At 50.6% G+C, this 15,146-nt stretch carries 1 protein-coding gene (cut by a window edge); it reads right to left on the bottom strand.

Annotated elements, in window-relative coordinates; translation table 11 throughout:
- Nucleotides 1-15,146, bottom strand: partial view of a non-ribosomal peptide synthase/polyketide synthase gene (locus MKY35_RS11340; RefSeq protein ID WP_342446405.1) — the beginning only. Its footprint begins 27,169 nt before the window's first position; 15,146 of the gene's 42,315 nt are visible here — the first part of the coding sequence; it begins with the start codon at nucleotides 15,144-15,146; its stop codon lies off the left edge, out of view.

Raw genomic sequence — 15,146 nt, 5'->3', positions numbered from 1 at the left:
TTTTCAAAGACCATGATGTGATTGATCAGGTCTTGTTTTTGTTCAGTCCGTGCCTGAATGTCGTAGAGCGGGAACGTGTCATAGACACTGGAGGTCAGAGCCTGTTCCTGTGTGCGCTGCAATATTTCAGCAAATGTAGCATCCGGTGCACTGCATATGCGTACCGGAATCGTATTGATAAACAATCCAATCATGTTCTCCACGCCTGGAATGTCTGCCGGACGACCGGATACCACACCACCAAATACAACATCCTGATTGTTATTGTATTGCTGTAAAATAACGCCCCACACGCTTTGCAGCAAGGTGTTAATCGTGACATGTTGTTGCTTGGCCATTTGGTTTAATGCGGCACTTCGTTCTTTACCCAACATAAATGGCAACTTTTCTAAAACATAGCCGGAATGGGAACCCGCGCCGCTTCCGTCTGGTTCTTCATCGCGTTCTACTACAGAAGCTTGTGCGTTCTCACCAGGCAACAAGGTTTGCTGCTCAAAGCCTGCCAAATAGTCACTCCAATAATGGGTCGCTTCCTGTGCATCCTGATGTTCCAACCATTCGATATAGTCACTATACGGCTTGACAGGTGCGAGCTCTGGCTGCTTGTTCTCCAGCAAGGCAACATATGCACCAAATACTTCGTCCGTCATCAGGGACAGGCACCAGCCGTCCATTACGATATGATGGAAGCTCCATACAAAACGGTATGAGCTATCATCCGTGCGGAAGACGGTTACGCGCATGAGCGCATCCTTGCTTAAATCAAAGTTTTGAGCTTTATCCTGGGCCACAAACTCAGCTACAGCGTGTTCACGCCCTCTGACATCCTCATAGCGGAAGCTTGGATTTTTATGACGATAGACAATCTGCAACGGTTGACCATGCCAGCCGCTATAGAAATTCGTCCGTAATATAGCATGTCGGCTAACCAGCAGCTTCAAGCTTTCCTCGAATATAGATGGCGCAAAGTTGCCCTCCAGATCAAAGGTCGCCTGCTCAAAATACACGCCTGTTTCTGCATTCATCAGACTATGGAACAGCATACCCTTTTGCATGGGGGTTAACGGATATACATTTTCCAATTCCCCAACCGTCTGGGTCTGCTCCTTAATCGTATTTAATTGCTCCATTGTCAGGCCTTTAAACAGCACATCACTTGGAGTCAATTCGGTCCGCTCCCGTGTGACACAATGCTCAATCATTTCAAGCAGATTGGATTTCAACAGATTAGCCAGCATTTGGACGGTGTCCTTGCGGTAGGCTTTGCTGTTATACCGAATATCCAGTTCCAGGATGCCGTTCGTTACGATTCCGCTCACATCGAGAGCAAATTTCATTTTCGTCCGGTCACTAACGACCGATCCAGTCGAATAAGGAGACCTACGCAGATCGTTGTTTTGCAAGTCCTGATCAAACTGTCCGAGATAGTTAAAGCTCACTTGCGGCTCAGCAAAAGCTTGATGTTGAGCAAGATTCAGTGCATCTGCTTGCTGACCCATGGCTTGGCCAGATTCACTCAAATATCTCCAAATTCCGTAGCCCATTCCTTTATTCGGAATATGGCGCAGACTCTCTTTGACCTGTTTGATGCGTCCCGATAAAGTAGGATCACTGCCCATGTCCAGCCATATCGGATATGGACTCATAAACCAACCTACCGTACGAGAAATGTCCGTATCCGGCAAAATGTTCTCACGCCCGTGTCCCTCTAAATTAATCAGACTGCGTTCATGGCCGGTCCATGTGTACAGCATCATGCCCAGTGCCGTCAGAAGCAGATCGTTCACTTCCGTGTTATATGCGCGGTGTGCTTGCTTCAATAATCTTTCTGTCTCTTCTTCCGTAAGCTGGAAGGCCACTGAATCCGTGTCAGCTAGGGTAAATGGCTCAGCCTGCGCTTGATCCTCAGGCAAACATACTTGGTCAGACAAAGCGGATCCATTCAATTGTTCCCAGTAGGCGTATTCACTGTCCATGGCTGCGCTATTCGCATACTCGGAAAGTTTTTGTGACCAGGAACGGAAGGAATCCGTTTTGTCCGGTAACTGAAGCACCTCTTCATGGATGGCCTGTTCATAGGCAGTAGTCAAATCCTCAAACAAAATACGCCAGGATACCCCGTCCACCACCAAATGGTGAATCGCCATCAGCAAATGATCTCCATCTGCACAGTGGAACAAACCAGCCTTCAACAGCGGTCCTTCTTGAAGCTGGATACTCCTTTGAATTTCACTGGCTTTCGCCTCAATGGCTGCGCTGAGCGTGGCTTTATCCGTCAAGTTCGTAAAGTCCACCACATCCAGATGATACAGCTCACCTTCCTGTATTCCGCGATTCCATGCTTGATAGCCTTGCTCGGTCTTGCTGAACACCATCCGCAGAGCATCATGATGCTCTGTTAGTTTGCCAAGCGCCTGACGCAGAGCCGACTCGTCAAACCCCTGCTCCCGGTGCAGCATAACCGCCTGATTAAAATGATACGCATCCACTTGCTCCTGTGCAAAGAACTCGTGCTGGATCGGAAGCAACGCCGTTTCTCCGCTTACTTCTCCCTGATCTACCATACAACTGACCTCATGCATATGCGGTGCCAGCGTTGCGACGATGGGATAGCGGAACAAAGCCTTCATGTCCAGCTTGTAGCCTGCCTGGAACGCACGGGACACAATCTGAATTGCCTTAATTGAATCGCCGCCCAGGTCAAAAAAATTGTCCAACATACCGACGGTTGGCACGCCCAGGACGGACTGCCAGACCGCTACAAGCGCTCGTTCCGGTGCAGTGCGTGGCGCTACATAATCCACTCCGCTGTGCAGACTGCCTTCCGGTGCTGGCAGGGACTTGCGGTCGATTTTACCGTTCGGTGTCAGCGGCATCTGCTCCAACTGAATGAAATACGACGGCATCATATAGCTTGGCAGTTCTTGTCCCAGCTCATGTCTCAGCTCACCGGCTCCCAGTTCTTGACTCGCCACATAGTACGCCACGAGCTGTGTTTGACCCGCTTCGTCCCCACGAGCCATGATGACCGCTTCTTGTACCGACTCCACCTGCAACAGCTGCGATTCGATCTCGCCCAGTTCGATTCGGTAGCCCCGGATTTTCACCTGATGGTCCATCCGCCCCAAATATTCAATGTTGCCGTCTGGCATCCATCTCGCCAAATCGCCTGTATGGTACATCCGCTCATGGCCTGCCTTACCCCCAGCAAACGGATTAATCACAAATTTCTCAGCCGTCAGTTCTTCACGTTTCCAATACCCACGGGCCAATCCTTCCCCGGCAATACATAACTCGCCCGGCACGCCGACGGGCTGCAATTCCCCATTCGCATTCGTGATATATATTTGTGTATTCGCGATAGGACGTCCAATATTAATATGCCGAGCATGGGTCAGTTCCTGCACGGCCGACCACACCGTCGTTTCTGTAGGTCCGTACATGTTATAAATACGGGGACCGTTTATTGCTTGCAGTGCCGCGAGCAGCTTGGACGGAAGGGCTTCGCCCCCGACCATTATTGCCTTCACGCCTTGCAGCGCGCGCGAGCCTGCTTCATGACCCAGCAGCATTTGTAGCCGGGATGGGGTCATTTGCAACATCTCAATCGAATGTTGAGTAATCAACTCACCCAGCGCCTGAGGATTCACCTGATGCTGGCTGTCACCAAGCACAACCGTCATTCCACCCAACAGAGGCAGGATGGTTTCCAATACGAAAATATCGAATGAAATGGTCGTGAGTGACAACATGGTTTGGCTCGCTTCAAAATCAATGGCTTCGCGCATCCCTGTAATAAAGTTGAGGACCGAGCGATGCTGGAGCATAACTCCTTTCGGATTTCCAGTCGAACCCGAGGTATAGATGACGTAAGCCAAATGCTCTGGGTGGGCAATCTTCTCCAGGTTGCTACTTTCTCCCTGATACAATGCGGCATCCTCAAGAAACAGGGTATTGGCTTGGCAATGGTGCTCTTCTGCCAGCTCACGACGGGTCAGAAGCACTGCGGCCTCGCTGTCTTCCAGCATGTATGCAATACGAGAGGACGGAAATTCGGGATCAATCGGCACATAAGCACCGCCTGCTTTCAGCACGGCCAGCAAACCTACGATCATTTCCACGGAGCGCTGTACCATCAGACCGACCAGCTTGTCTGGTCCTACTCCCTGGGCTCGAAGCATTCGTGCCAATGAATTCGCCCGTTCATTCAGCTCCCGATACGTCAGACGCTGATGTCCAAACGCCAATGCCACCTGATCCGGCGTACACTCCACCTGCTCCTCAAACAGCTGATGGATCGTCTGTTTGCATGGGAATGCACAAGCGGTATCATTAAAGGCCGCTGTAATCTGTTGTTTTTCTGCTGCTGTGAGTAGTTCCAGCTCTTCCACCCGAACATGCGGGTTGAGCGAAATTTGCTCCAGCAAACGTGCAAAATGTCCATACAGACGCTCAATACCTGCTTGATCAAAGCTGAGCGTGTTATACATAAAACGAATCTTGATGCCTTCTCCCGGCATCACGACGACGTTCAGATCGTAGTTGGTTTCCTCTGTAGACACCACGTTCGAAATCGTAAATTTATCCTGCCCATTGCTGCCTAACTTTTCTACCTGCTGCTCCACCGGATAATTTTCAAAAATCATAATATGATTGATTAAATCCTGCTTCTGCTCGGTCAGTGCTTGAATTTCATACAGCGGGAACGCATCGTAGGCATTGGAAGCCAGCGCCTGCCGCTGTGTTCGTTTCATCAGCTCGACAAAGGTTTCACCTTGTTCAGACTGCACACGCACTGGAATTGTATTGATAAATAGCCCGATCATGTGCTCCACGCCTGGAATATCTCCCGGGCGACCGGACACAACGCTGCCGAACACGACATCCGTACTGTTGTTATATTTTTGCAACAGAACGCCCCATACGGTTTGAATCAGCGTATTGATCGTTACCTGATTTTGTTTTGCCATCCGTTCGATCTGCGCAACCAACTCTGGCTGGAATTCGCAATCCAGATCTTCAGCGACATATTCCTCGGTGTGCATCGATTTCGGCTGTGCTTTTTGCTGGGGAAGCGTAATTTGCTGCTCATAGTCCGCCAGATACCCACGCCAGTATTGCAAGGCTGCCTCACGGTCTTGACGTTCCAGCCATTCAATAAATCGACTGAACGGCGTGACAGGCTCTAGTGCTGGCTCATGACCCGCGCGCAGTGCCAGATAGCTACCAAATACCTCCTGTGTCATAAAGGCCAAACACCAGCCATCCATCAAAATGTGATGGAAGCTCCAAATAAAGTGATACGTTTCATCCCCGGTTTGTAGGATCGAGATACGAAGGAGTGCGTCCTCCGCCAGACGGAATCCTTTCGCTTTATCTGCAAGGGTAAAAGCTTCAACACGAGCTTTACGTTCTTCTTTTTCCAGTCCGCGCAAGTCTTCATAATATAATTCTCCGCTACGGTTGCGGAAGACGACCTGTACAGGCTCATCCTTCCATGAACTGATAAAGTTCGTCCGCAGGGCCTCATGACGCTGTACGAGCAGGTCAAAGCTTTTACCGAAAGCAACCACATCAAACCGTCCGTTCAATTCAAAGGATGCCTGCTCAAAATAAGCCGCCGAATTCTCATCCATCAGGCTGAAGAAGAGCATCCCCTTTTGCATCGGCGTTAAGGCATACACATTTTCTAGTTCGCCCATATCTTGTGTATCTTTCACCAATTGCTCCAGCTCATCCAGCGTTACATGATTTAACAGGACATCACTTGGGGTCAACACCGTTCTTTCTTGGGCAACACAATGGCTAATCACTTCACGCAAGCTGGACGCCAGCAGCTCTCCCAGCCGTGCAATCGTTTCTTGGTGGAATTGCGTAGTACCGTAGCGAATCGTGAACATCAACTCGCCATCCTCGATTACTCCATTGATATCCAGCGCAAAATCCATAGCCGCGTTCGTGCTGACAGGCACACCAATGGAATAGGAGGAAGGCTCCAGATCGTTGCCTTTATAATCCTGATCGAATTGGCCCAAATAGTTAAAACTGATCTCAGGCTGAGCCTGTAACTGCACGCCTGCTTTCTCCAGCACATTTAGATCCGACAGGTAGCGTAAAATACCATAGCCGATGCCCTTTTGCGGAATATGACGCAGCCCTTCCTTGATCCGTTTGATCAGACGAGCGGTATTTCCGCCCTGTCCCAGACTTCCATCCAGTACAACCGGGAACTGGCTCGTAAACCAGCCGACCGTCCGCGTAATATCCACATCCGGTACAATGGCTTCCCGTCCATGGCCCTCCAGGTTGACCAGCACTCGTTCGGAACCAGACCAGTCATACACGGCTTTTCCGAGCGCAGCCAGCAGCAGGTCATTCATTTCCGTGTTGTATGCGCGATGAGCTTGTTTGAGCAACTGCTCGGTTTCCTGCTTCGTCCAGCGGACAGTCACAACCTCACTGTCCCCAAGCAGTGCATTGTCATTCGCAAAATCCTTCGGCAAAGGCTTCGCCAGGCTGGCTTCTGCTTGTTCGATATGCTGCCAGTAAGCAAGCTCCCGCTCCATCGTCGCGCTATTCGCATAGGCCGACAGCTGCTCGGCCCAAGTCTGGAACGAATCTGTTTTATGCGGTAGTCGGATAGCTGTGCCTGTTTTGCCTGCAATAGCCTGCTCATAACCGGATGCCAAATCCTCCAGCAAAATACGCCACGATACGCCGTCCACAACCAAATGATGAATGACCATTAATAAATGGTCGCCCTCAGCGCAATGGAACAGACCGAGCTTCACCAGCGGCCCCTCGCTCAAATGAATGCTGGCTTGAATTTCACTCGCCTTAGCTTCTACAGCGGTGGATTCGTCTTCAACTCCACTAAAATCTACAATGTCCAGCGTGTATAGCTCGCCTTCCTCCACACTGCGGTTCCAAGCGGCATAGCCCTGCTCCGTCTCACGGAATACCGTGCGCAATGCGTCATGATGCTGGACCATACGTTCCATCGTACGGCGCAGCGCGTCGACGTCAAAGCGCCCAGCTCGATACAGCATCATCGCCTGGTTGCTGTGGTGCAGGTCAGCCGGCTGCTGCTCGAAGAACCATCGCTGAATGGGTGTCAGATCTACCTTGCCTACTGCTTCTTCATGACTGGCAATCTTGCCATCTGTACGAAGCAAAGGACTGAGCGCCGCTACCGTCGGATTGCTGAAGAGATCCTTCATGTTCAATCGATAGCCTGCTTGCAGCAAGCGGGACGATACTTGCAGTGCTTTGATCGAATCGCCGCCCAGTTCAAAGAAGTTATCCTGCGTGCCTACCGCTTCCACGCCGAGTACTCCGGCCCACACTGCAGCCAGTACTTGCTCTGCCGTAGTACGTGGTGCCACATAGGCTGCACCCGTATGGATGCTTCCCTCCGGTTCCGGCAAGGCCTTGCGATCGATTTTGCCGTTGCTGGTCAGCGGAATCGTCTCCAGTCGCATCAAGCGTGCTGGCACCATGTGCGCGGGTAGCCCTGCTTCCAGCTCGGCCTGTACCTCCTCGATCCGCAGCTCGGCTTCTCCCGTGATGTACCCGCACAAGTATTTGTGTCCACGCTCATCCGTCCGGTCGATGACTACCGCTTGACGCACACCCGGCACCCGCTGGATTGCCGTTTCAATCTCGCCCAGCTCGATCCGGTAGCCCCGAATTTTCACTTGATAATCCATCCGGCCGATAAAGTCCACATTGCCGTCTGGCATCCACCGCGCCAAATCGCCGGTGCGATACAGTCGTTCACCCGGTACGTATGGGTTCGCTACGAATTTTTCCGCCGTCAGGTCCGCACGGTTCAAGTACCCACGTGCTACCCCGGCTCCGCCAATACACAGCTCACCCAGTACACCGATCGGCACCGGATTCAGCTGGCTGTCCACGATGTAGAAGCGTGCGTTCAGCCATGCCTGACCAATCGGCACACTGCCGCTACTTGGCAGCTTTGACAGTTCTTCGTCGTAGAAGCTGGAGTCAATCGCCGCTTCCGTGACGCCATAGCTGTTCATAATGCGGATATCCGCACCAAACCGTTCTTGCAGCACCCGATAATCCGTCACGCTACAACTGTCCGAGCTGGTGATCAGCAATTCCAGACTGCTCATGTCAAGGCCCTGTTCATGCACATGCTGCATAAACGGTACGATTAAAGCCGGTGTGGATTCGAACACCGTAATCTGATAATCGTGAATCCAGCCATACAGACGGCTTGGATCAATCCGGTCGTCTTTCGGGCAGATGACCATCGTGCCACCGTTATAGAGCGCCCGTGCGATATCGCCGACGAACACGTCGAAGGAGAAACTTGCCAGTTGTAACAGGCGTACTGGGAACTGGTTCAGACGGTAATCCCGGTGGTATGCCGCAGCTGTGTTTACCAAACTGTGATGCTCGATCATGACGCCCTTCGGACGTCCCGTTGTCCCGGAGGTGTAGATCACATACGCCAGATCCTGCGGTTCATTGATAGGTTCAACATCCGTGGCATCCCCGGTGTACAGCGACTCGTCGTCCAATGCCAATACAGTACGCAGACGCAGCCCTGTTGCCGGTTCGGATGCTTCTTCGTTGTCAGAATTCGAATCTAATTTCAAACTTACGCCTTCACTCAGGCTGTCTCTTTTCATCGTTTCAGCGCCAGCCGCTGTTTCCAATTCACCCTCAGTCTGCCCTCCGACCAAGGCCTGCCGACTTGCCTCCAACCAACCCTGTGCACGCTCCTGCAAACCGATCTGCGTTAGCAGCACCGTCGCACCACTGTCCTCCAGCATAAAGCGAATTCGTTCGGGCGGATAATCCGCATCTAACGGTACATATGCACCTCCGGCTTTCCATACTGCTAATACGCCGACCAGCATGTCCACCGAGCGCTCGCTCAAAATACCAACAATGGACTCGCGCCCAATACCTTCATTCCGCAACCTACGAGCAAGTTGATTCCCACGCTCGTTCAGCTCGCGGTACGTAAGCTGCCGCTCCTCGTATACAACTGCCACATGATTCGGCACAAGCTGCGCTTGTTCTTCCACATAGGCGTGAAACAACCCTTCTGATTGCTTTTCATCACTCCATGCGGATACGCCCACGGATCCAAAACCATCGATGATTTTTGCTTTTTCCGCAGCAGTCACCAGCTCAAGCTCATCTACCAGCGCATCTGGTCTGTTAATCGCTTCTTCAATCATATGCAACAAATGCTCGCGGATTTGCTCTACAGCCGTGCGTTCCAATACTCGCGCGTTGTACTCCAAATGGACATGAATTTCATCACCTGGCACAACCGTAATGTTGAAATCATAGTTCGTTTGCTCCGACACGGAAGCATTTGCAATCGTAAAGCCATTCGTGCCACGACTGCCCATTTGCTCCATGCGCTGTTCCACCGGGTAGTTTTCAAACACCATAATATGGTTCACCAGGTCCTGTTTCTGCTCTGTTAGGGCCTGAATTTCATACAACGGATAGGTTTCATAGGCACGGGAAGCCAGTGCCTGCTCCTGTAACTGCTTCATTAACGCAGCAAACGTAATATCTTTCTCACTGTGAACTCGTACAGGAACCGTATTAATGAACAAACCAATCATTTTATCGATGCCCGGAATATCCGCTGATCTGCCGGATACGACACTGCCAAATACAACATCCCGACTGTTGTTATACCGTTGCAGCACAACGCCCCAAGCCGCTTGCAGCAGTGTATTGACCGTTACTTGCTTCTGCTTAACCAGCTTGTTCATCCGTTCCGTCACTTCGTGGCCCAGTGTAAACGAAAGCTTGTCCGCTTCATATTCTTTAGCGTGACTGTCCAGCTGTTTTACCTGCGGCAATACGGTCTGCTGCTCAAAGCCAGCAAAATAATCACGCCAGAACCGTTCAGCCTCCACGTTGTCCTGCCGATCCAGCCATTCAATGTATTCGCTGTATGGTGTTACCGGGGCGAGCTCCGGTTTGCGGTCTTCGAGTATGGCAAAGTACGTATTAAATGCTTCCCCTACAACAAGGAACAAGCACCAGCCGTCCATCAAAATATGATGGAAGCTCCACACAAAACGATACGACTCCTCGCCTGTACGCAAAACAGACACCCGCATCAGCTCGCCTGAGCTGAAATGAAAGCCTTCGGCTTTGTCGCGCTCAGCAAAATCAGCAATGTATGCGTCCTGCTCACCTTGTTCCATCGAACGTACATCTTCAAAACGGAACCCGGCGTGCTTGTGACGGTACACTACCTGTAAAGGCTGCTCATTCCAGCCGCTATAAAAATTCGTTCTGAATATTTGATGGCGATCCACCAGCTGATTTAGGCTTTCGGCAAAAGCCTCCACTTGAAAGCTGCCTTGCAGATCAAATGTCGCCTGCTCAAAGTACGCCCCGGATTGCGGCTCCATTAAGCCGTGGAACAGAATGCCTTTTTGCATGGGTGTTAACGAATAAATGTTTTCCAGTTCTCCCACAGCAGCCGTCTGCTCTACAATATGATTCAGCTCTCCAGCCGTCAGTCCTTGGAAAGACAAGTCGCTTGGTGTCAGCTCCGGCAACTCTTTTTCCACACAGTGAGCCAATACCTCACGCAAGCTCTCCTGAAGCAGATCAGCCAGCTTTTTGATTGATTTTTTCATAAACATTTTGTTGCTGTAGCTGATCGTCAGTTCCAGTGCACCGTCCGTGATCATGCCGTTGATATCCAGAGCATACCGCTTGGTCAACGTGTCACTCATGGAAGCTCCGATGGAATAAGGAGACATGCGAAAGGCATTATTCTTTAAATCCTGATCGAATTGTCCGAGATAGTTAAAACTGATTTCCGGCTCGGCAACTAAAGCTGCTTCTCCTTCCCAGCCAGCAAGATATCTTAAAATCCCGTATCCAATCCCTTTATGCGGCACACGACGCAGCCCTTCCTTGACGCTCTTGACACGTCGTCCCACATTCCGATCCTCGCCCATATCAAGTACAACTGGGAATTGGCTGGTAAACCAACCGACCGTGCGCGTAATATCCATATCCGGCAAAATGGCTTCCCGTCCGTGACCCTCCAGATTTACAAGCACCTGACGGATGCCTGCCCACTCATAAATCGCAGTGCCCAGAGCTGTCAGCAGCAGGTCGTTTGCTTCTGTATTGTAGGCCCGATGAGCTTGTTTCAGGAATTTTTCCGTTTCTTCTACCGTCCACGCTACTGTAAGCGTCCGATCATCGCGAAGCTGTGGCTTGGCCTGAGATTTACGATTGTAATCCTTAGGCAAGGATGCCTGGCTTTTCCCTGCTTGCTCAATTTGCTCCCAATACGCACGCTCCTTCTCCAACGCTGCACTGCTCACATAAGCGGATAGCTGGTCTGCCCACAGACGGAAGGAATCCGTCTTATTCGGCAACCGGACAGACTCGCCCCGTAAAGCCTGTTCATAGCCTGTTGCCAAATCCTCCAACAAAATACGCCAAGACACACCATCAACCACCAAATGGTGGATTGCTACCAACAAATGGTCTCCATCGTTGCAACGAAACAGACCCAGCTTTACCAGCGGTCCTTCATCTAGACGGATGCTGCTTTGGATTTCGTTGGCTTTGTTCTCCAACAAATGAGCAAAGTCAGACTCATTTGTAAAATCAACCACTTCAAGGCTGTACAGTTCTCCTTCTTGTACGCCACGGTTCCATGCTTCATACCCACCGTCCGCATTTGGGCGGAATACGATGCGCAAAGCGTCATGATGCTCAACAATGCTTTGCAATGCCTGACGAAGCGCCGTTTCGTCCAGTCGATCCTCACGATGCAGCATCAGAGCCTGGTTATAGTGCTCAGGATTGGATGGCTGCTGTTCAATGAACCAGTGTTGAATCGGTGTCAATGTCACGGTTCCACTAACTTCTCCTTGATCGGAAACGCGGGTCACCCGCTGCACCCGTCCATTCAGCTCAGCAATCGTCGGATACTGGAACAACTCCCTCATTTCCAGCTTGTAACCATTTTGCAGCAGCCTTGAAGACACTTGGATGGCCTTGATCGAGTCGCCGCCCAAATGGAAAAAGTTATCCAGAACACCAATCTGTTCGATTCCCAGTACAGATTGCCATACCGATACCAATGTCCGCTCTACCTCATTACGGGCTGCTACATAATCCTCGCCGGAATCCACGCTTCCCTCCGGTTGCGGCAACGCCCGACGATCCACTTTGCCATTTGGTGTTAACGGCAATTGCTCCATCTGCACAAAATACGACGGCACCATATAACCCGGCAATTCTTGGCTCAAGGTGCTTCGCAACTCACTAGCCGCGATATCCACAAGGGTGACTACATATGCGCAGAGTTGTTTCTGTCCCTGCTCATCCTCACGTGCAATGACGACAGCTTCTTGTACCGCATCTAGCTTCAAGAGCTGCGCTTCCACCTCGCCCAGCTCAATCCGATAGCCCCGGATTTTCACCTGTGCGTCGATCCGTCCTTTGTATTCCAGCGTTCCATCCTCATTCCAGCGAACCAAATCGCCTGTACGGTAGCAGCGCTCTCCGCTACGGAACGGACTATCTACGAACTTTTCAGCCGTTAAATCAGGACGGTTCCGGTAGCCACGTGCCACCCCATCACCGCCGACGATCAGCTCACCCCATGCTCCAACAGGCTGAAGCTGCATGGAACGGTCTACGACATACGCTGTGGAGTTGTGGATCGGACGCCCAATCGGCACCGCTTCCAATTGCACGCTGGCAATCGTATGAGTTGTAGAAAAAGTCGTATTTTCTGTCGGGCCATAACCGTTAATAATCCGCAGGGACGGATGAGCCTCCAGTACCCGGTTAATATGCGGTACGGACAGCACATCACCACCGACCAGCAGTTCTTGTACCCCCTCGAACAGCTCCAAGTCCTGCTGAGATAGCTGGTTAAAGAGGGGGGCAGTCAGCCACATTGTCGTGATACCATGGTTGCGCACGGCTTCCTTGAGCTTTGGAGCGTCCAAAATGACATCCTGACTTACCAGCACGAGCTGTCCACCATTCAATAGCGCACCCCAAATTTCGAAGGTGGACGCGTCAAAGACAACGGCGCCAGTTTGCAAAATGCGCGTGTCAGCACCCAGTTGCGCATAGTTTGTATGTTTTACCAAACGCACGACATTGCGATGTTCTACCATAACTCCTTTGGGCTGTCCCGTCGTGCCCGAAGTGTACATCAAATAAGCTAGTCGGTTTCCAAATTTACGTTCTTGTTCTCCACCAGTGCTGTCTACGACAGACGAGGATGATTTATTCAAAATCTCATTTTTCAGATTTGTATAATCGGTATAATCCACATGATAAGCCTCGTTTTGCTCCCCATGTACGGTATTCAAGCCTTGGTCATCCTCTGCCGCGTACACCTTAGCATCGCTTAGATCCAGCACGATTCCGGTGTATTCCTCCGGTTGCTGTTCTGCACGCTGCACCAGCAACAACTTCGCTCCCGAATCTTCCAACAGGTAACGTACACGTTCAGCCGGATAATCAGGGTCAATGGGTACATATGCACCGCCCGCTTTGAGAATCGCCAACATGCCGACGATCATATCCGTGGAACGCTCAGCAACGATACCTACAGTTTGCTCGGCGGTAACACCGTGTCCGCGCAACGTGTGAGCCAGTTGATTTGCTTTTACATTCAGTTCGCCATAAGTTAAACGGGCATTTCCAAACACAACTGCTGTCTGATTCGGTGTATGTTCAGCCTGTTCCTCAAACAACTCATGAATGCCTGCTTCGTGTGGATATTCCACCGCTGTAGCATTGAATACGTCGACGATTTGCGCCCGTTCTTCCTCACTGATCAGCGACAATTCCTGTATCCGCTTGTGTGGGCCCTGCACCATATGCTCCGCCACACTCAAAAATTGCCGAATAATTCGAGCAATTTCCTGTTCACTAAACAGCTCGGTACGATAATCCAGATACAGCACGAGTCTATCATCATCCAGCATTTCAACCATGTGAATATCGAAGTCGTTCACCGTATCTCCGCAGAAATCGTTATCAACCTGCTGAATCGCTTCATCAAACCGGGAGAAACTCAAGGTACGGTACTGAATGGAAGCACCAAACAGACGCTGAATGTCCAGACTGCTTTGCTGTTCACGCAAATCCTGAATAATTTTGTTGTACGGGTAACGCTGATGCCGCAAAATAGACGCCTGCTCCTTCCCTACACCATGCAGGAAGGTCAGCAGTTCGGATTCTGGTTCGACCAACAAGCGCGTAGCCACAGTGCTGACGAACATACCGATGGTATCCTTTTCCTTCTTAGACGTACGGTTGGCATAGAGTGTCCCCACGGTTAAGTCCTGCTCTCCCGTCACTTTATGCAAATAAATATACAGAGCCGCCAGGAAGAACGTAAAAATACTAATTTTATGTTCCTCGCAAAAAGCCGTAACACCACGATACAACTCATGTTCCAGTATAAAGCTCTCCCGGCGTGCAGCTGTGCTTAGTGTCAGCGGGTTATATGATTTCAAACCTGTAGTCTCTGGCAAATCGGCAAACTTTTCCGTCCAGTACGTTTTGTCCTTTTGATAACGGTCTGATTGCTCATAACTTTGCTCTACCTGGATAAAATCCAGATAGGGATTGCCTTTGGTCGGCGCATCTTGGCCTGTACCATGCACAATATCCATATAATGTCCTGTGATTTCATTAATGGCCTGATTCATGGACACGCCGTCTGAAATAATATGATGCATTTTAAAATTAAACCATGTTTCTTCTGTTCCGAGCTGCAAGATAACAAATCGGTACAGCTGCGAATCCAACAATGAGAACGGCTGTGGATTATGACGCTTTAACCATACATTCGCTTCTTCCGGGGTAACTTGGATCGTTTCTATACTTTCTGCCGTAAACGGCTCTACATATTGATATGGAATCCCATCCTGAGCAGTAATTTTGATACGAAAAGAATCATTTTGGGCAATTACCCGATTCATTGCTTGCTGCAAGGCATCTATGCGAACAGTTCCCCTGATTTTTACAGTTGCAATAATTGTCGATGTGTTCCTATTAGGATACAGAAGCTCCGTATACCAAATCCGTTGCTGTGGCTGGCTTAGCGAAAACAATTGAACATCTTGCTGTGTCAT

Source organism: Paenibacillus sp. FSL L8-0638, from assembly GCF_038593075.1.
Lineage (GTDB): Bacteria > Bacillota > Bacilli > Paenibacillales > Paenibacillaceae > Paenibacillus > Paenibacillus polymyxa_D.
The sequence above is the reverse complement of the archived record's forward strand: the minus strand, read 5'-3'. Positions and strand labels throughout refer to the sequence as shown.